Source organism: Mycolicibacterium diernhoferi, assembly GCF_019456655.1.
GTDB classification, from domain to species: Bacteria; Actinomycetota; Actinomycetes; order Mycobacteriales; family Mycobacteriaceae; genus Mycobacterium; species Mycobacterium diernhoferi.
Genome location: NZ_CP080332.1, coordinates 2,197,233 through 2,214,882, shown reverse-complemented (window position 1 = coordinate 2,214,882; position 17,650 = coordinate 2,197,233). Strand labels below are relative to the sequence as shown.

Below are 17,650 nucleotides of genomic sequence, written 5' to 3'. Positions count from 1 at the left end.
CTCAAAGCAACTCGCGGACCGCCTCGGCGGACAGCGTGAGCTTGGGCAGGAACCCGCGCGCCGGGCTCGCCGCGACCAGATCGGCGAAATCCTGTTCATCGTGGGTGGAGGTGAGGATCACCGCGACCTCGCTGTGGTCGGCGTTCAGCCGGCCCGCGACATCGAACCCGCTGTCGGCACCCAGGTCGACGTCCACCAGCGCGACATCGGGATGCAGTTCCTCGGTCAGGCGCACCGCCTCGGCGGCGTCCGCGGCCGCACCGACCACCGCGAAGCCACCGCGCTCCAACATGGCGCGCGCGGCGTCACGGAAGGCGGCGCTGTCGTCGACGATCAGGCAGCGCGGAACTCTCATATCTCAAGAGTGGCAGGGCCGGGCCGGGATGGCATTACCGGTAACGGGAATCTTCACCGGACGCGGCGCGGTTCGTCTGCTTACCATCAGCCGGTGAACTGGCACACACTGCCTCATCGGCTGCTGGCCCAGGTGGTTCGCCCGACCGCGCGTCCCCTCGGCCTCGGCATCGTGGTCGCGATCGTCTTCCTGCTCGCGGAGGTCGGCGCGGTGATCGCGCTCAAGCAGGTTGCCCCGGAGAACGCGTTCGGCGCGCTGCTGCTGCTCGGGGTGCTGGTGGTGTCGGCGGGCTGGGATTTCGGGCTGGCCATCGCGACATCGCTGGCCAGCGCGGCGGTGTACGCGTACCTGCACCTGGAGGGACGCGACAGTCTGGCACCGGCGCTGGCGGTGTTCCTGACGCTGGCCCTGTTGACCAATGTGCTTGTCGGACAGGCACGTCTGCGTGCCGCCGAGGCCGAGGAGCGCAGACGCCACGCCGACCGGCTCGCCGCGCAGCAGGCCGCGCTGCGCCGGGTCGCCACTCTGGTCGCGCGGTCCGCCGATCCGACGGCGGTGTTCACCGCGGCGGTCGACGAGCTCGGCGACAGTCTCGGCGCCGACCATGTGACCTTGATGCGCTTCGATCCCGACGACGCCTGCGTCGTGCTGGCCTCCCGCGACCGGGACGAAACTCGGGCTGCACTGCTCGTCGGGGAACGCTTCCCGCTGACCGGCGACAGCATCAGCACCCGCATTCGCAAGACCGGCGTCGCCGAGCACATCGACGACTACGGTGCCGCGTCCGGCCCTATCGCCGAACGGCTGCAGGGGCTCGGGGTACGTTCCGGCGCCGGCACCCCGTTGATCGTGAGCGGTGTCGTCCGTGGCGCGATGATCGTGGGATCCCGTCGCCCGGAGTCGTTTTCGACCCGGTTTCAGGATCACATCGGTGACTTCGCCGATCTGGTGTCGACGGCGATCGCCAACGCCGAGACCCGTACGGAACTGACCGCCTCACGGGCCCGCATCGTGGCCGCCGCCGATGAGGCACGCCGTGGTTTCGAACGCGATCTGCACGACGGGGCCCAGCAGCGGATCGTGGCGCTGAGCCTGCAATTACGGGCCACCGAGGCGGCGGCGGAGGGGCCGGTGCGCGCCCAGTTGTCGGCCGCCGTCGACAGCCTTGCCGGGCTCTACGCGGACCTGCAGGAGCTCTCCCGCGGCCTGCACCCGGCGATCCTGTCCAAAGGTGGGCTGGTGCCGGCCATCCGCACGCTCGCGCGCCGGTCGCCGGTGGCGGTGGAGTTGGATCTGCAGATCGAGGAACGGCTGCCCGCATCCGTGGAGGTCGCCGCGTACTACCTGGTCGCCGAATCGCTCACCAACGCAGCGAAATATGCCGAAGCGGAGGTGGTGACCGTGACCGCGGCCGTCGAGGACGGCGCCCTGCGGCTCTCGGTAGGCGATGACGGTGTCGGCGGGGCCGCGGCCGGGGGCGGTTCCGGGTTGATCGGCCTGCAGGACCGGGTGGAGGCGCTGTCCGGGGAGTTCCGCGTCCTCAGCACCCCGAACGTGGGCACCACCGTCACCGCGTCGATCCCGGTCAGCTCCTGAACTGCAGGATCCGGCAGGCTTCGGGTGCCTTCGCCGGGGTGTTGCGCGAGATGTATGACGGGTGCCGGTGCTTGGCCTCGTTGAGTGCCCGCAGGTTGCGCCGGGCACGGCGTACCGAGAGTTCGACGACGTTGCTGTCCGCCATCGCGATCGCCACCATGATGTCCTCCCTCGGGCCCGCTTCTGAACCGTCTGCGTCCCAGCTTGCGTGACGGACCCGCGAGGATCCTCAACAGAAGCCGTGAACTTGGTAAGAAGAGTGCCCGCTGATCAGCGAGAACAAACCATGAGCGCCGGTCGGGCTAGAAGTCCCAGTCCTCGTCCTCGGTGACCACGGCCTTGCCGATCACGTAGCTGGATCCGGAGCCGGAGAAGAAGTCGTGGTTCTCGTCGGCGTTCGGGCTCAGCGCGGACAGGATCGCCGGGTTGACGTCGGTCTCGTCCTTGGGGAACAGCGCCTCGTAGCCGAGGTTCATCAACGCCTTGTTGGCGTTGTAGCGCAGGAACTTCTTGACGTCCTCGGTCAGCCCGACGCCGTCGTAGAGGTCCTGGGTGTATTCCACCTCGTTGTCGTACAGCTCGAACAGCAGCTCGTAGGTGTACTCCTTGAGCTCCTGCTTGCGGGCCTCGGTCTCCAGGGCGAGACCCTTCTGGAACTTGTAGCCGATGTAGTAGCCGTGCACGGCCTCGTCGCGGATGATCAGCCGGATCATGTCGGCGGTGTTGGTGAGCTTGGCGCGCGAGGACCAGTACATCGGCAGGTAGAAGCCGGAGTAGAACAGGAAGCTCTCCAGCAGGGTGGAGGCCACCTTGCGCTTGAGCGGGTCGTCGCCCTTGTAGAAGTCCATCACGATCTGCGCCTTGCGCTGCAGGTTCGGGTTCTCCTCCGACCAGCGGAACGCCTCGTCGATCTCGGAGGTGGAGCACAGCGTGGAGAAGATATTGCTGTAGCTCTTGGCGTGCACGGACTCCATGAAGGCGATGTTGGTGTAGACCGCCTCTTCGTGCGGGGTCAGCGCATCGGGGATCAGGCTGACCGCGCCGACGGTGCCCTGGATGGTGTCCAGCAACGTCAGGCCGGTGAACACGCGCATGGTGAGCTGCTTCTCGTGCTCGTTGAGGGTCCCCCAGGATGGGATGTCGTTGGACACCGGCACCTTCTCGGGCAACCAGAAGTTGCCGGTCAGGCGCTCCCACACCTCGGCATCCTTGTCATCCTGCAGACGGTTCCAGTTGATGGCCGATACGCGATCGATCAGCTTCATTCCGTCGGACACCTTGGACCCCATTTCACCTGGCATTTTGCGCTGTCCCCAGGATATATCCCGTGGGCGACACCAACACTACAACTGGTGTGCGACATCGCCGGGCTATACGAGATGTTGTGTCTGGCGTGTCGCGGTTCAGCGCGGTTGACGATAGAAGATCATGCCACCGTGGTGCAGTTCGTCGGGGGTGACGAACGTCCCATCGGCGGTGAACCCGGAGTCGTCCCGGTACTCGATGCGCTCACCCCGCACCTCGTACCGCCCGGTGTAGGCGCTCTCCCGCGAGCCCCGCGCTTCGTCGTAGCGCCCGTCGGGCCGCAGTTCCTGGCGGATGCGACCATCGGCGGTCGTCCACATGCCGAGGTAGGGACGGCCGGCGGCGGTGTCCGGGCTCACCCGTTCCAGCAGTTCACCGAGCGCGACCAGGTCCAGGTAGGCCGTCACCCGGACCACGCGCTCATCGCGCATGGTCATCACCCAGGCGTACTCGTTGACGTACGGGAGCCCGTCGCGCGCGGTGGCGGTGCCACGCCACGACGCGACCACCACATCATCCGCGGCGACCAGTTCCCTGATCTCGGCGTGGATCTGACCGTCGAGACGGGACACGATCGGGGCGGCGCCGTCGCGGAGAAATTCCGCGCGCCCGGTATAGGTGGACGCCCCGCCGGCCCGGGCCACCGTCCACTCGACATCGTCGGCGAGGACCGCATAGAAGGTGTCGTCGTCGCCGACCCCGAGCGCGAAGGCATCCCGGATCACCTCCTCGTTGCGTTGCTGCTGGCCGGTGGGAGCCAAACTTTCGGCGTTGGCAGTACATCCGAGCGTCACGGTGAGGGCCAGGACGCCGATCACCGACAGGGCAAGACGAGTGATGTTGGTCATGACACCGAACCTAGGATCGCTGCCGGGCGGCAGGCAGGCCGTGACACTCCTAGGAACGCACCGATTCACGCTGCCGGATGAAGCTGTACTCCGAGGGCTTGAAGCTACGGGTGGCCAGCCAGTACTGCCAGGTCATCCCGCTCCACAGGGTGCGGTTGACACCGTGGGCGTCCATGTACCAGCTGTGGCAGCCACCGGTGCTGAACACCGTGCCGGCCAGGTGCCGCTGCAGATCGGCGTTGTACTCGTCCTGTGCGCGGCGGGTCGGGGCCAGGGCGGCCGCGCCCGCCTGGTCCACCGCGGCGATGGCCTGCGCGACGTAGCGGATCTGCGATTCGATCATGAACACCACCGAGTTGTGCCCCAGCGCGGTGTTGGGTCCGAGCAGGAAGAACAGGTTCGGCATCCCGGCGACGGTGATGCCACGGTGGGCGGCCATCCCCTCGGCGTTCCAGCGGTCCACCAGATCCTCACCGTCGGCACCCTTGATGTCGACGTAGGTGTAGGAATCCGTCACGTGGAATCCGGTGGCCCAGATCACCACATCGACCGGGTGCTCGGCGCCGTCGGCGGTGACGAAGCCGCCCGGTGTCATCCGCTCGATCCGCTCGGTGACCACGGTGGTCTTCGGGTTCGCGATCCCGCGATAGTAGGTGTCGGAGTTGAGGATTCGCTTACATCCGGCACGGTAGTCGGGGGTCAGTTTGCGCCGCAGTTCGGGATCTTTGATGCTGCGGTTGATGTTCCACTTCCCCATCAGCTCGCCGATCTTGAGCAGTCGGGGTTGCTGGGTCATGGCGAAGCCGACGCCCTCGTGGATCCAGTAGATGCCGGCGCGCAGCAGCGCCCGGACCCCGGGAACACGGGTGAACACGGTGCGCATCCATTGCGGGAACGCGTTGTTGGGGCGCGGCATCACCCAGGCCGGGGTGCGTTGGTAGAGCTGCAGTTCGGCGACGTCGTCGACGATGGCGGGCACGATCTGGATGGCGCTGGCACCGGTGCCGATCACCGCGACCCGCTTGCCGCGGATATCCACCTCGTGGTTCCACTGCGCGGAATGGAAAGCCACACCACCGAATTGGTCTCGCCCAGGAATCTCGGGGATGGACGGGATGTGCAGTCCGCCGGCCCCGGAGATCAGGAACTGCGCGACGTACTCCTGCCCGGTGGCGTCGAAGACGTGCCAGCGGGACTCCGCCTCGTCCCAGTGCGCGCGGTCGACATGGGCGCCGAACCGGATGTGGCGACGCAGGCCGTGCTTGTCGGCGACGCCCTTGAGGTAGTCGAAGATCTCGGGCTGGAAGGACCACATGTGGGTCCAGTCGGCCTTGGGTTCGAAGGAGAACGAGTACATGTGCGACGGGATGTCGCAGGCGCACCCGGGGTAGGTGTTGTCCCGCCAGGTGCCGCCGATCTCGTCGGCCTTCTCCAGGATCAGGAAGTCCACACCTTGTTTCTTGAGCGCGATGCCCATCCCGAGTCCGGAGAAACCGGATCCGATGATCAGTGCGCGGGTCGAGACAGCGTCAGTAGACACAGCGTCAGAGCCTTTCCTGGGAACGCCGGTACCGGATACTTCTCAGTGTCCCGGTACCCGATAACACGTGTCAACGCCCCAGGTGGGGCCGGAGTTCCGGATCGCCTCAGGCGCCGGGTTGCTGCACGGATTCCTGACGCCGGACCGCATTGTGAATGGGCTGATCGGGGTCGATCTGTACACCCACCAGCTCGGCCGTGCCGTTCACCGCACCCATCATGATCGTCGTCATATGCGCGACGAACTCCTCGGCGGGCATCCGGCGCGGGGTGTCGTCGTTGCCGCCGAGCCACCAGTCGGTGGCCGAGGCCGCGGTGCCGAACAACGCGAACGCCGCTAACTCGAAGACCGCGGGGTCGAGCTCCATCTCCTTGAGCTCCCCGCTGACCATCTCGGCGATCGCCAGGGTGATGTCGCGGCCCCGGTTGACGGTGGTCATCGCCGCCGCCGACTGATCGGCGAACCGCCCCTGCAGCAGGAACCGCACCACATTGGGGTGTTGGTCCACCAGCTCGACGTAGTGCTCGACGGCCCGGCCGATGACCTGGCGGGCGGAGTCGGACTCGATGTCGATCGACGGAATGACAGCCGCCCACAACATGTCTCGCATACGCTCGCCGATCTGGGCGAACATGTCGGACTTGTCGGTGAAGTGCCGGTAGATCTTCGGCTTGGCGGTGCCCGCCTCCTCGGCGATCTCGCGCACACTCACATTGGGGCCCAGCCGGTCGATGGCCCGGAAAGCCGCCTCGACGATCTCCGCGCGGACCTTCTTGCGGTGCTCGCGCCAACGTTCGCTGCGCGCATCGACCTTCACGCCGGGCTGGCCCGGCAGCGGAATAGATGGTCTGCGCACCCAGCCACTGTACCGGGCGACACTGGCCTGGTCAGACCGCACGGGCCCGGCGTGGCACAGCGCACTGCGCGGCGCCGGCAGTGGCCCAGCAGAGATTTCATGATCGGCGGTGCCCAGGTTGCTTTCTGTAGCATCGAAACGTCCGAAAATTCTCAGGGGGCGAGACCATGACCGGTCGATACGACGTCGTGATCGCGGGTGGTGGGCCGTCGGGGTCGGCCGCGGCCTGGCAGGCCGCCCAGAGCGGTGCGCGGGTCGCGGTGCTGGACAAGGCCGAGTTCCCGCGCGACAAGCCGTGTGGTGACGGACTCACCGCCCGCGCGGTGAGTTATCTGCAGAAGATGGGCCTGGCCGACGAGGTGGCCACCTACCACCGGGTGAACCGGGTGACGGTCTTCAGCCCCAGCGAGTGGGAGCTGACCTTCCCGCGTCGCCCGGGGATGCCCGATCACGGCCACACCGTCAGCCGCACCCATCTGGACACCGTGCTGCTCAAGCACGCCGAATCGGCCGGCGCCGAGGTCTACCAGGGCGCCGAGGTCGCCGGTCCGGAGCTCGACGCACGCGGCCGGGTCGTGGGCGTGGTGCTCAAGAGTGGGGAAAAGGTGCTCGGCGATGCGGTGATCGCCGCCGACGGCGCGTACTCCCCCATCAAACGCGCCCTCAAACTCGACTCGCAGTACAACGGCTACTCGGCCATCGCCATCCGTTCCGAGATGAACCTCAACCGTCCCGACAACGACAGCCTCGACATCTATCTGAAGTTGCTGTTCCAAGGCGATCAGCTGCCCGGGTACGGCTGGGTGTTCCCGATGGGCGGCAGCCGCTTCAACATCGGGCTGGGTTATGTGAACAGCTACAAGAATTGGCAGTCCATCAACGCCACCCAGTTCCTGGGTGACTTTCTGCGGACCCTGCCCGCCGAATGGGAAGTCCCGCCGATCGAGGAGCTGAAGAAGAACAAGAGCGTTCGGGCGTGGCGGCTACCGATGGGCTTCACGGCCTGGCCGCCGTGGCGGCCGGGGGTGCTGTTCGCGGGGGACGCACTGGGCGCCGGCAAGCCGGTGTCCGGTGCCGGGATCTCCAAGGCGCTGGAATCGGGACTGACGGCCGGTGAATGCGCGGTCGCCGCGCTCGTCAACGGCGGTCCCGACGACTTCACCAACTACGAACAGCGGATGCGGGCAGCCTGGGGTCGCGAATACCGGCGTGGCCGATTCTTCAACAAACTCGCCGGGAATCCCGCAATCGCGAGTGCGGGCCTGAAGGCACTGGACAACCGCACATTCCGCGACCTACTACTCAAGTCGATGTACAAGAAGGCGCAGAGCCCGCAGCACACCTAGCGAGGCGTAGTGCGGTCACTCCCGGCGATCGGATGCCAGAATGACGGGATGGCAGCATCCAGCCGACGCGTCGGCGCCGAGACGTCGAAGACGCGCGACACGCTACTCGACTGCGTCGAAACGATGATGATCGAAGAGGGCTATGCCAGCGTCACTTACCGCGCGCTGGCATCCAAAGCCGGTGTCACCCCGAGCCTCGTACAGTACTACTTCCCGGCCCTCGACGACATCTTCATCGCCGCGATCTCGCGCTACTCGCAGCGGAACCTGGCTTTCCTGAACAAGATCCTGGAAAAGCGCACCGACGATCCGCTGCGGGCATTGTGGGAATACAACTGGGATGAGGCGACCGGCGTGCTGATGACCGAGTTCATGGCGCTCGGTAACCACCGCAAGTCGATTCGGGCCGAGATCGCCGCGGTGACCGAGAGCGCCCGCAAGGCCCAATTGGACGCGTTGACAGCAAAATTCGGGAAAGACGCGCGCCCGGTCGGCGATCTGTCCCTACCGGCGTTGCAGTTGTTGATCTCCAGCCTGCCCAAGTTCCTCAACCTGGAGAAGGGTATCGGCGTGCAGACCGCGCACGCCGAACTGACCAAGGTCTTCGAGGACTACCTCGATACGGTCGAGCCGCGGACCACTGCAAGCAAATCGTCGGCGTCCCGGCGCCGCACCAAGAAGGCCGACGGCTAAGCGAACCTGCCGCGGTATCCGCGGGCGGGATGACGCTCGCTGATGTCCGGTGTCGCGGTGTCGAACAGCTTCTCCCGCAGGGTTCCCGGCCGATACTCCCTTTGCATCAGACCCTTGTCCTGCAGCACCGGCACCAGATGCTCGAAAAATTCCTCGTAGCTGTCCGGCAGCAGCGCATTCATCACCTGGACGCCGTCCACTCCCGCACCTTGGTACTCGGTCAGGCGATCGGCGATCGTGTCCGGTGAGCCGACCACCATCTGCGGAAGCGACAGCGAAGTCAGGAAGTCCTTCACCGTCGGCTTGATGCCCTCGGGCCAGGCGTTGATGACCGCCAGGAAAGCCCCCTGGATTCCGGGGATCTCGTCGAGGATGTCCTCCAACGGGGTCGCCGGATCGTAGCGGCCGAGGTCGGTGCCGCTGAGGCTGGAGAAGTACGCGGTCTGGGCCTCCGGGCTGCGCCAGGCCTCCAGCTCACCCCATTTGCGGTAGGCCTCTTCATCGGTGGAGCCGATGACGAACATCATGCCCTGCAGGAACAGGATGTCGCCGTCCCGACGGCCGGCTGCGCGCGCCAACTCCCGCACGCTGTTCACCTGCTGGGTGATCGTCTCCAGCGAGAAGGCGGACAGAAACATCAATTCCGCATGCCGACTCGCGAAGTCGAGGCCGGCCGGGGAACCACCGGCTTGGGCCAGCACCGGGGTGCGTTGCGGTGAGGGCTCCATCAGGTTGAAGCCTTCGACCTGATAGCGGGTGCCGGCGTGGTTGATGTCGTGCACCTTCGCCGGGTCCGTATAGACACCCCGCTCGGCGTCGTCGACGATGGCGTCGACGTCCCAGGACCCCTCCCACAGCTTGTAGGTGACGTCGACATACTCCTGCGCCCAGGCGTAGCGCTCGTCATGCGAAAGATTGCCGGGCAGACCGAGATTGCGGAATGCGCGCTCATTGGCCGAGGTGACGATATTCCACCCGATCCGGCCTTTGCTGAGGCTGTCGAGCGTGCTGACCGCGCGGGCGAAGACGAAGGGGTGGTGCGAGATCACCGAGCTGGTGTACAGGAAGCCGAGGTTGTCGGTCTGTTGGGCCATCGCCGGGATCACCATCGTGCAGTCGCCGATCGGCACGTTCATCGCCATCTCGAAGACGATGTCGCTGGATCCGTTGTACTGCCCCTGCACGCCCATCACGTCGGTGAAGAAAAACGCATCGACCTTGGCCTGTTCCGCCTTCTTCGCCAGATCGACCCACAGGTCGAATCCCTTGAATTCGCGGTTGCGGGCGTTTGGATGGCGCCAGCCGCCGTGGAAGTTGTGCCCGATGGCATCCATCAGCAACAGGGTGAAGATCATCCGTTTGGCCATGGGCAGCTCGCTTCGTCATCGTCGACCGGGCATCTGCTGTACGACTGTACAGGCCCGGTCCCCGGTGATGCACCAAATCGCCCAGGAAAGCGTCTAGACCGCCCGCGAGTCCGCGACCATCTTGCGTATCAGGGCCTTCTGGATCTTCGAACTGGGCGTACGGGGGAACTCCTCGACCTGGTGGATCTCCTCGGGCCACTTCTGCTTGGCCAACCCGGAGCGCGCGAAGTGCGCGCGAAGATCATCCATGCTCGGTAACGAAGCATCCGGCTTCATCCGCAGCACCGCGGCGGTGCGTTCACCGAAGCGCTCGTCCGGCGCCGCGACGGCCACCGCCTCGGCCACTCCCGGCAGGGTCTGCAGCACCTCCTCCACCTCCATGGCACTGATGTTCTCGCCTCCGCGGATGATGATGTCGGACTTGCGGTCCACGATGCTCAGGTAGCCGTCGTCGTCCAACACGCCGATGTCTCCGGAGTGGTACCAGCCCTCGGCGTCGAAAGCAGCGGCCGTCAGGTCCTGATCCAGGTATCCCAAGCAGAGGTCGGGTCCCCGGCTGAGAATCTCGCCGTCAGCGGACAACCGGATCTCCGCCCCCGGCAACGGCTTTCCGTCGGTGTACATCCGTTTCTCGGCGGGTGCGGTGTAATGCGTGCTGACGACAGAGGGATGCTCGGTACTACCGTAGGACCGCCACACGTTGACTCCCTGATCGTGCAGCCGCCGCGCCGTCGCGGCCGGCACCGACGAGCCGCCCATACCGGCATACCGCATGTAGTCCAGATGCGCGGGAGTGAAATCGGGGTGATCAAGCAGGCTGATCACGAAATAAGGCGCGCCACCGCCGAAGGTCAGACCGTCGGAGAGCATCAATGAGAGCGTCTGGGCAGGGTTCCAGCCATCGGTGAGGTAGATCGGAGTGCCCTTGACCACGGGGATCAGGAACGCGTTCAGCATCCCGATGAAATGACCGACCGGAGCCGCGGTGAGCTGACGTTCCAGCCCCGGCGGGTACGCATCGCCCAGCTGCCGTGTCTCGAACCCGAGTGTCTGGTGACTGTGGACGACACCCTTCGCATTGCGTGTGGTGCCCGAAGTGAAGGCGATGACCGCGGGATCAGACGCAGCGATCGCAGGTTCCTCGGCAAACGGTGCCGCGGCGAGCAGATCTTCGAAATCACGGCCCACCACGCCGACAATGGGAACGTCATCGTAGAGATCCTCTTGGTAGCGGGTCCGGCCGAATTCCTGGAAAGTGATGAACACCTTGGGTTTCGCTGTCGCAATGATATGGCGGATCTCCTTGGCGCCGTAAAAATGCACAACGGGGACCACCACCGCGCCGAGAAATGATGCGGCCCAGAAGGTCGCTGCGGCTTCCATCCAGTTGGGCAACTGGAATGCGACCACGTCGCCGGGGCCGACGCCACGGTCCCGCAGGCCCTGCGCGAGCCGGCGCCCGATCCGTTCCACGTCGGCGAAGGTCCCCGACCATGGCCGAACGTCCGAGTGCACCCGGAACTCGGCGTCGGGCGCTTGTCGCAGCCCGTTGGCGAGCATGTCGCCGATCGTTTCGTCGGTCCACCACCCATTGGCCTGATAGGTCTGGGCCAGTTCGGCCGGAATGGCGCGGGTCGTCAGGGTCGGATTGGCGGCAGGCGTTCTGGGAATTTCGCTCCTTGACACCTCGGCAGTGTGGCACGCATCATACAAATCAATCAAGCGATTGATTAGACAACGGAGGATCGATGGCGCACTCGTTGGAACAACGCGTTCAACTGATCGAGGACCGACAAGCCATCACCGACCTGCAGTACCGCTACATCAACTGCAACGACGGCGGGTGGGCCGGCCCGACCCACCACGATCCTCAGAAGGTCGCGGAGATGTTCACCGAAAACGGCGTCTGGGAGGGGCCGCTGGGCTCGGTACGTGTCGAGGGCCGGGAGGCCATCGTGGAGTTGTTCCGCCAGTTCCAGGTGATCCCGTTCATCGTCCACCATGTGATGAATCCTTTGATCGAGGTCACCGGGGACCAGGCTCGGGGCCAGTTCCACGCCATCATCAGCACCACGACCGCTGAAGGACAGGCCTTCTGGACCTTCGGCCGATACCGCACCGAGTACCGACGCACGCCACAGGGCTGGCGATACAGCACCATGTCGTTCGAAGCCTCCGCCGTGACAACGTACGAGAAGGGCTGGGGCGTAGAACAGTTCGTCGGCCAAGAAAGTGTAAAACCCCAGTTCGACACCACCAACCGATAGCTGAGAGGTAACCGATGGACATTCAAGAGATCAGCGACCGGCTCGAAATCCAAGGCCTGCTGGCCAAGTATGCCCGCGCGGTGGACACCCGGGACTGGGACCTGTGGCGCTCACTGTTCACCGAGGACGCCACCGTGGACTATTCGTCGGCCGGAGCCATCGCCGGTACCCGAGATGAGGTGTCGGCGTGGCTGGAAGCGGCCCTGGGCGCGATGCAGATGATGCAGCACTTCATCAGCAATGTCGAGATCGACATCGCCGGTGACACCGCCGAGGTACGCGCCATGTTCTACAACCCGATGCAGTTACCGGGCATGTCTGAACTGAGCTTCTGCGGCGGTTACTACCACCACTCCGTGGTGCGGACACCGGCAGGCTGGCGTAGCCGAGCGCTACGAGAAGAGAACGCCTGGTTCACCAATCCGCTGCAACCCGTCGAGAACTGAGCCCCGATTCGATGCCCAAGAAGTTGGTGATCGGCGGCAGCGGGTTCGTCGGGTCGAACGTCATCCGCAAGCTGGTGGAACGCGGCGACGACGTTCGGGTGATGCTGCGGAAGACCAGTTCCACTAGAGCAATCGATGACCTTGAGGTCGAGCGTTGTTACGGGGACGTCTTCGACGACGAGGCGTTACAGGTTGCGATGGCAGACTGCGACGTGGTGTATTACTGCGTCGTCGATGCCCGGGCCTGGCTGCGCGATCCTGCGCCGCTGATCCGCACGAACGTCGAGGGGCTGCGCCACGTCCTCGATGCCGCGGTGGATACCGAGCTCCGACGCTTCGTGTTCATGTCCACCATCGCGACCCTGGCAGTCAGCACCGATGGCACGCCGGTCACCGAGGATCAGCCGTGTAACTGGTACGCCGACGGTGGCGCGTATACCCAGTGCCGCGTGGATGCCGAAAACCTGGTCCTGCAGTACGCCAATGAGAAGGGTCTGCCCGCCGTCGCGCTGTGCATCTCGAACACGTACGGTCCGCGTGACTGGCAGCCCACCCCGCACGGCGGGCTCATCGCGATGATCGCAGCCGGCAAGGCGCCCTTCTACTTCCGGGGCATCGGTCAGGAGGTGGTGGGCATCGAGGACGCCGCCGAAGCGATGATCCTGGCCTCGGAGAAGGGACGGGTCGGTGAGCGTTACATCATCTCCGACAGATTCCTGACTACCCGCGAACTGCATACGCTTGCGGCCGAAGCCGGCGGCGTGCGCCCGCCGTGGCTGCCGATACCGCGACGGGTGCTGCTGGCGCTGTCGTCGGTCGCCCAGCTCGCCGGTGACCTGACGGGACGTGAGATCAAGTTCGCCCGAAGGGCATTCAACATGGTGGACAAGATGTCTGCGCTCGATCACGGTAAGGCCGAACGCGAGCTCGGCTGGAAACCGGCCCCCATCGAAGATTCGATCCGGGATGCTGTCGCGTTTTACCGCGCACACGACATGATGTGAGCCCTATTTGAAGAGGGTGCCGCTCACCAGTCGTTTGAGTGCCTTGACGGTGGCGTGGTACTCCTCGGGATCCGCAGTCGCCGCGTAGTCGGTCATGCCCTGCAGTACCAGGTAGATCGAGTTCGCCACGCTTTCCAGCTGGGCTCCCCGCGGGAGTGCGCCCTCCCGCTTGGCCTGCCTCAGGATGTCGAGGGTCACCTCGCGCAGCGAGGAGAACAGGGTTTCCCGGCTCTCGGCGAGCTGCCGGGCGGTGCCGACCCGGATGGCTCGGTCGAACATGGCGATGAGTGGATATTCCTGCATCAACTGATCGCATTCGTCGAACACCGCGACCAGTCGGTCCCGGAAGTCCTCACCGCGTTGAGCCGACGCGGCGATCCGCGGGATGGTCAACTCTGCCCACTCGTCGACGGTGGCCTTGATCAGCTCGGTCTTGTTGGGGAAGTAGTGATACAGACTGCCGCTGGTCATCTCCGCCTTGCGGGCGATCTCGCGGATCGTGGCCCGCTCGTAACCCACTTCGGCGACGCAGCGCATGGTGGCGTCGATGATGCGTCGCCGCGTTTCCTCGCTATTGGCCCCGACGGGCCGGCCAAGCAGCGATGGATTGGTGGCCACGGGTATCCCTTCGGTCGGAGGTGCTATCCCGAGTTTCTCACGGCGTCGCCGGTATGGGACGACCTGGTTGTCGGGGCGGCGTGCTCCCCAGCCCGACGTCCGGAGAACACGCAGTCCGCGAGCGCCAGGCCGCTGACGTAGCTGTTCGAGCAGATTCCCACGGCCGTGCGACCGGCCGCGTAGAGACCGGGGATGCACTGTCCGCGGTCGTCAAGCACATGGCCGGACTCACCGTCGACCTTGAGGCCGCCGAGGGTGAACCCCGGTACCGGATAGGTCAGCGACGGCCGCATGGAGATATCGATGCCGTAGAACGGGGCCCGCGCTATGGGCGCGCAGAGGTCGGAAGCCTTGCCGGCCGGATCGTCGGTTCCGCCAGCGATCGAAGCGTTGTAGGCGTCGACGGTGGCGGCCAGCCCGGAGGCGGAAATACCCAGTTTGCGGGCGAGCTCGGGCAGTGTCGCCGCCTTGCGGTGGCCGATGGTGAAGATCGACCCGATCTGCAGACGCAGTATCGACTCGGCCTGCGCCATACCCTGACCGCGGGCGCGGGTCCAGATATCGGAGTCGGCGATCAGATAGCCCTTGCCGCCGAACTCGTTCACCATGATGTGGCAGTGGGTAGCCCCGTACAGATCCTCGGCAGCGATCCGCTCACCGCTGACACCCACCGCGATTCCCTCCACCAGGGCGGACGGCGGCGTGAGCAGGCGCCAGGCGGTCACCCGCTCCAGGTGATCGGCGACCCCGCCGGCGGACTCGCCGAGCCGGATCCCGGCACCGTCATCGGCACGGGTCCCCAGCGGACGCATCTGCTGATAGGCGGGAGCGAACTGGCGCAGCATGTCCTCATTGAACGCGAACCCGCCCGCGGCCAGCACGACATTCGCCGCCAGGAAGGTACGTGGCTGTGCGTGCCGTGCCCAGATGCGGTCGGCCAGACCCATGATGGGGGCACCGGCAGGCGGCATCCAGTTCATCATCTTCGCACCGAAGGCGGTGCCGGCGCTGTGCACCCGCTTCGCCAGTCGACCACCGGAAGTCCAGGTACGGCAACGGATTCCCTGAATGCGGCCGTCGACGATGACGAGCTCGTCGACCGTGGTGCGGGGCAGGAAGGTAACCCCCAGCCGCAGCGCGGAATCACGCAGGGCGCGCCATAGATCTCGTCCGGATTTGGTTCCGCTCGCGATCTGCCGGTGCCCACGCGGTGCGGGCTTTGCGTGCAGCCGGTACGGGAGGGCTTTCTCGTTGCCGGAGAAGTAGAGGTAGTGCTTGGTCGGATAGGACGTCTTGTACGGGCACAGGGATGCTTCGAAGGCGGCCCCGTGCTTCTCGAGCCAGGCCAGTTGGTCCACGCTCTCGTCGCAGAACCGGCGCAGCGTCGCATCGTCGACGATGCCCTGAACTTCCTGTCGGAGGTAGGCGAACATGTTGTCCGGATCGTCGTCGTAACCGGCCGCCTGCTGGTACGGCGTGCCGCCGCCGGCATACACCACGCCACCGGACAAGGCCGACGCTCCCCCGCCCAGCGCACGGTCCACCACCAGCACCCGCGCACCGCCCTCGGCGGCGGCGATGGCGGCACACGCGCCGGCGGCACCGAAGCCGACCACGATCACGTCGAAATCATGTTGTGTCATTGGCGTTTGCGGCCCTCTCCTCGGTTCGCTTCTTCACCCCGGGTTTACGCACGGTGACATCACCGGTCGCGCTGACCTGACAAGCCAACCGCACGCGCCGGGGGTTGGCCCGCCGGACCCGGCGGTTGAGGTCGCCCAGCAGCGCGACCTCGGCATCGGTGCGCTCAGAGAGCACGTGCAGGCCGTCGAGCACCTCACACCGGCACGCGGTGCAGCGACCCATCGCATAGCAGAGGGTGGGCCACTCGTAGCCCTCCCGCCAGGCCGCCTGCATCAGACTCTCGCCCTCGCGGACGGTGATCTCGATGCCGGCGGGCTCGACCCGCATTGTCACCGATGCTGGGTCAATAGGTGGCAATGTAGCGGTCGATCTCGGTGTGCAGCGAGAAGATCATCGGTTCGTACTTGGGCGACAGGGTCGAGTGCTTGATCGCACCCGAGCGGTATCCCGCCTGCTGCCGGTAGATGTTGCCCATGTCCTGTTGCAGCACGAACGGCCAGTCCTCCGGTTCCAGTGGTCCTTCCCGACGCGGTGCGGCATTGTCCATATCGCAACGCCTCGGGATCTGCATCGCCAGTGCTTCAAAGATCGCCGAGTCCGGGTCATGTCCGTTCGGGCGGAACCGGTAGAACAACAGATTGCCCGTCAGGCCGAGGAAGACGAAGTTGGGGAACACGAATCCGTAGGTTGACGCGTTGGGATCCAGTGGTGGAAGCGGGATGTCGGCCTCTTCCGCGTATCTGTAGAGTTCCTCGAAAAACTTGAACAGCACCTGGTCATCTGGCAGGTCACGGATCCGGTCGGCAATGTATTCGTCGCGTGCCGTGGCGAAACCGTCGGTGCCTTCGAAGAGCACCTGATTCTGGTCGATGAAGAACCGACCTGGCTCCATCCCAGCGACCAGCGTCGGTGGCAGCGTGTAGTTCTCCGGATGCTCGGGGTCGAACGGGGTCGCGGTGTCCACATGCCCCATTCCATGGTGGTAGTACGGCACGCCGTCGGCGTTGTAGTCGTCGTCGGTGGCGCCCATCGCGAGTTCAGGATGGGCCTGCATGACGTGGTAGGCCTCCAGGAATGCCTCGGTGGCCACCTTCCAGTTGCCGGGCACGACCGAGTACTTCCACCAGCGCACCCGCATCCGGTCCATTGCCATCGGTGCCAGATGCTTGTCGTAATCACCGAAGAACTCATCGAGGGTTGGCGCATCGTCGTCGAAGTTGATCCACACGAAACCGTACTTGACGGCCGAGCGCACCTCCCCGAGCTTCATTGTGTCCGGATCGATGGACCCGGCGACGAATCCCTTCCTGCAGTAGATGTAGGACTGTGTGCCGTCGGTGTTGAACCGCCAGCCGTGAAAGGGACAGACGATCTGGTTGCCGCCGAATGTTCCGGCGTCGGCGGGCTCGACGAGCTGGGTGGCTCGGTGTGGGCACACGTTGTTGAGCACCTTGATACTGCGGTCGGGCTGGCGCACGATGACGACGGTCTTGTCGACGATGGAGTATTCGATGAAGTCCCCCGGTTCGGGGATGTCTTCTTCGCGGCATGCCCACTGCCAGGTGTGCAACCACATCTTCTCGTACTCGAGATCGGCGAAATCCTGGTCGTAGTAACGCTGTACCGGCAGGTGCACGCCATCGGCGACCCGGTAGGGCACGTGGCTGGTGTCCACGGTGTGCCGGGGCTTGTACGGTTCGGCATGCTCGGCCGGGACTTGAGCTTCTTCGGGTGTGAGCTGAGCTGTCATGCTGGGCCTTTCGAG

Annotated in this window: 18 protein-coding genes; 6 read left to right on the top strand and 12 right to left on the bottom strand. The window is 65.3% G+C overall.

The features are described from left to right. Window position 1 precedes the first annotated feature (1 nt). The gene (locus K0O62_RS10390; RefSeq protein ID WP_073855926.1) at window positions 2–355 is read right to left on the bottom strand and encodes a response regulator; all 354 of its coding nucleotides are present in this window, start codon (window positions 353–355) and stop codon (window positions 2–4) included. A gap of 93 nt (window positions 356–448) precedes the next feature. Between K0O62_RS10390 and K0O62_RS10385 the strand changes: the two genes are divergently transcribed. Next, window positions 449–1,951, top strand: a complete 1,503-nt coding sequence (locus K0O62_RS10385; RefSeq protein ID WP_073855925.1) for a GAF domain-containing sensor histidine kinase — start codon at window positions 449–451, stop codon at window positions 1,949–1,951. Here K0O62_RS10385 and K0O62_RS10380 read toward each other — a convergent pair. The 5 genes from K0O62_RS10380 to K0O62_RS10360 form a co-directional block, all read right to left on the bottom strand. Continuing rightward, complete coding sequence (locus K0O62_RS10380; protein WP_165636971.1) at window positions 1,941–2,111, bottom strand: hypothetical protein; 171 nt, start codon at window positions 2,109–2,111, stop codon at window positions 1,941–1,943. The two genes, K0O62_RS10385 and K0O62_RS10380, sit on opposite strands and share 11 nt — an antisense overlap. A gap of 142 nt (window positions 2,112–2,253) precedes the next feature. Next, entirely contained in the window at window positions 2,254–3,216 is a 963-nt protein-coding gene (gene nrdF, locus K0O62_RS10375) for a class 1b ribonucleoside-diphosphate reductase subunit beta (protein WP_073855924.1), read from the bottom strand. A 138-nt stretch (window positions 3,217–3,354) separates the two neighbouring features. Continuing rightward, the gene (locus tag K0O62_RS10370; protein WP_165636970.1) at window positions 3,355–4,104 is read right to left on the bottom strand and encodes an Atu4866 domain-containing protein; all 750 of its coding nucleotides are present in this window, start codon (window positions 4,102–4,104) and stop codon (window positions 3,355–3,357) included. Between the two features lie 49 nt (window positions 4,105–4,153). After that, entirely contained in the window at window positions 4,154–5,644 is a 1,491-nt protein-coding gene (locus K0O62_RS10365) for a flavin-containing monooxygenase (RefSeq protein WP_073855923.1), read from the bottom strand. Window positions 5,645–5,750: 106 nt separating this feature from the next. Then, window positions 5,751–6,500, bottom strand: a complete 750-nt coding sequence (locus tag K0O62_RS10360) for a TetR/AcrR family transcriptional regulator (RefSeq protein ID WP_073856186.1) — start codon at window positions 6,498–6,500, stop codon at window positions 5,751–5,753. Window positions 6,501–6,667: 167 nt separating this feature from the next. On the opposite strand from K0O62_RS10360, the gene K0O62_RS10355 reads away from it, so the two are divergent. Then, a complete protein-coding gene (locus K0O62_RS10355) occupies window positions 6,668–7,846 on the top strand; it encodes a geranylgeranyl reductase family protein (protein WP_073855922.1) in 1,179 nt (392 codons plus the stop codon). A 48-nt stretch (window positions 7,847–7,894) separates the two neighbouring features. Then, window positions 7,895–8,539 carry a TetR/AcrR family transcriptional regulator gene (locus K0O62_RS10350; RefSeq protein WP_073855921.1) on the top strand — a complete coding sequence of 215 codons (645 nt, stop codon included), beginning with the start codon at window positions 7,895–7,897 and terminating at the stop codon, window positions 8,537–8,539. Here K0O62_RS10350 and K0O62_RS10345 read toward each other — a convergent pair. Next, window positions 8,536–9,906, bottom strand: a complete 1,371-nt coding sequence (locus K0O62_RS10345) for an LLM class flavin-dependent oxidoreductase (RefSeq protein WP_073855920.1) — start codon at window positions 9,904–9,906, stop codon at window positions 8,536–8,538. The genes K0O62_RS10350 and K0O62_RS10345 overlap by 4 nt on opposite strands. A 93-nt stretch (window positions 9,907–9,999) precedes the next feature. Then, window positions 10,000–11,466, bottom strand: coding sequence for an AMP-binding protein (locus K0O62_RS10340; protein WP_234800059.1), 1,467 nt, complete (start codon window positions 11,464–11,466; stop codon window positions 10,000–10,002). Between the two features lie 188 nt (window positions 11,467–11,654). Here K0O62_RS10340 and K0O62_RS10335 point away from each other — a divergent pair, with 188 nt between their 5' ends. The 3 genes from K0O62_RS10335 to K0O62_RS10325 are packed head-to-tail and all read left to right on the top strand — an operon-like array spanning window position 11,655 to window position 13,623. Beyond that, window positions 11,655–12,173, top strand: a complete 519-nt coding sequence (locus tag K0O62_RS10335) for a nuclear transport factor 2 family protein (protein ID WP_073855919.1) — start codon at window positions 11,655–11,657, stop codon at window positions 12,171–12,173. Window positions 12,174–12,187: 14 nt separating this feature from the next. Next, window positions 12,188–12,619, top strand: a complete 432-nt coding sequence (locus tag K0O62_RS10330) for a nuclear transport factor 2 family protein (protein ID WP_073855918.1) — start codon at window positions 12,188–12,190, stop codon at window positions 12,617–12,619. Between the two features lie 11 nt (window positions 12,620–12,630). Continuing rightward, a complete protein-coding gene (locus tag K0O62_RS10325) occupies window positions 12,631–13,623 on the top strand; it encodes an NAD-dependent epimerase/dehydratase family protein (protein WP_073855917.1) in 993 nt (330 codons plus the stop codon). 3 nt (window positions 13,624–13,626) lie between these two features. Here the strand turns inward: K0O62_RS10325 and K0O62_RS10320 are convergent, their stop codons facing one another. The 4 genes from K0O62_RS10320 to K0O62_RS10305 are packed head-to-tail and all read right to left on the bottom strand — an operon-like array spanning window position 13,627 to window position 17,635. Further along, window positions 13,627–14,241 carry a TetR/AcrR family transcriptional regulator gene (locus K0O62_RS10320; RefSeq protein ID WP_079244049.1) on the bottom strand — a complete coding sequence of 205 codons (615 nt, stop codon included), beginning with the start codon at window positions 14,239–14,241 and terminating at the stop codon, window positions 13,627–13,629. A 23-nt stretch (window positions 14,242–14,264) separates the two neighbouring features. After that, entirely contained in the window at window positions 14,265–15,884 is a 1,620-nt protein-coding gene (locus K0O62_RS10315) for an FAD-binding protein (RefSeq protein WP_073855916.1), read from the bottom strand. After that, window positions 15,871–16,212, bottom strand: a complete 342-nt coding sequence (locus tag K0O62_RS10310) for a 2Fe-2S iron-sulfur cluster-binding protein (RefSeq protein WP_073855915.1) — start codon at window positions 16,210–16,212, stop codon at window positions 15,871–15,873. The genes K0O62_RS10315 and K0O62_RS10310 overlap by 14 nt, the downstream gene beginning before the upstream one ends. Before the next feature lie 16 nt (window positions 16,213–16,228). After that, entirely contained in the window at window positions 16,229–17,635 is a 1,407-nt protein-coding gene (locus K0O62_RS10305) for an aromatic ring-hydroxylating oxygenase subunit alpha (RefSeq protein WP_073855914.1), read from the bottom strand. Between the last annotated feature and the right edge of the window lie 15 nt (window positions 17,636–17,650).

Bases quoted from the DNA above. Each gene is read 5' to 3' on its own strand.
- K0O62_RS10390 (WP_073855926.1), bottom strand. From the start codon at position 355: ATGAGAGTTCCGCGCTGCCTGATCGTCGACGACAGCGCCGCCTTCCGT.
- K0O62_RS10380 (WP_165636971.1), bottom strand. From the start codon at position 2,111: ATGGTGGCGATCGCGATGGCGGACAGCAACGTCGTCGAACTCTCGGTA.
- nrdF (WP_073855924.1), bottom strand. From the start codon at position 3,216: ATGAAGCTGATCGATCGCGTATCGGCCATCAACTGGAACCGTCTGCAG.
- K0O62_RS10370 (WP_165636970.1), bottom strand. From the start codon at position 4,104: ATGACCAACATCACTCGTCTTGCCCTGTCGGTGATCGGCGTCCTGGCC.
- K0O62_RS10355 (WP_073855922.1), top strand. From the start codon at position 6,668: ATGACCGGTCGATACGACGTCGTGATCGCGGGTGGTGGGCCGTCGGGG.
- K0O62_RS10350 (WP_073855921.1), top strand. From the start codon at position 7,895: ATGGCAGCATCCAGCCGACGCGTCGGCGCCGAGACGTCGAAGACGCGC.
- K0O62_RS10345 (WP_073855920.1), bottom strand. From the start codon at position 9,906: ATGGCCAAACGGATGATCTTCACCCTGTTGCTGATGGATGCCATCGGG.
- K0O62_RS10340 (WP_234800059.1), bottom strand. From the start codon at position 11,466: ATGCTCGCCAACGGGCTGCGACAAGCGCCCGACGCCGAGTTCCGGGTG.
- K0O62_RS10335 (WP_073855919.1), top strand. From the start codon at position 11,655: ATGGCGCACTCGTTGGAACAACGCGTTCAACTGATCGAGGACCGACAA.
- K0O62_RS10330 (WP_073855918.1), top strand. From the start codon at position 12,188: ATGGACATTCAAGAGATCAGCGACCGGCTCGAAATCCAAGGCCTGCTG.
- K0O62_RS10325 (WP_073855917.1), top strand. From the start codon at position 12,631: ATGCCCAAGAAGTTGGTGATCGGCGGCAGCGGGTTCGTCGGGTCGAAC.
- K0O62_RS10315 (WP_073855916.1), bottom strand. From the start codon at position 15,884: ATGACACAACATGATTTCGACGTGATCGTGGTCGGCTTCGGTGCCGCC.
- K0O62_RS10310 (WP_073855915.1), bottom strand. From the start codon at position 16,212: ATGCGGGTCGAGCCCGCCGGCATCGAGATCACCGTCCGCGAGGGCGAG.
- K0O62_RS10305 (WP_073855914.1), bottom strand. From the start codon at position 17,635: ATGACAGCTCAGCTCACACCCGAAGAAGCTCAAGTCCCGGCCGAGCAT.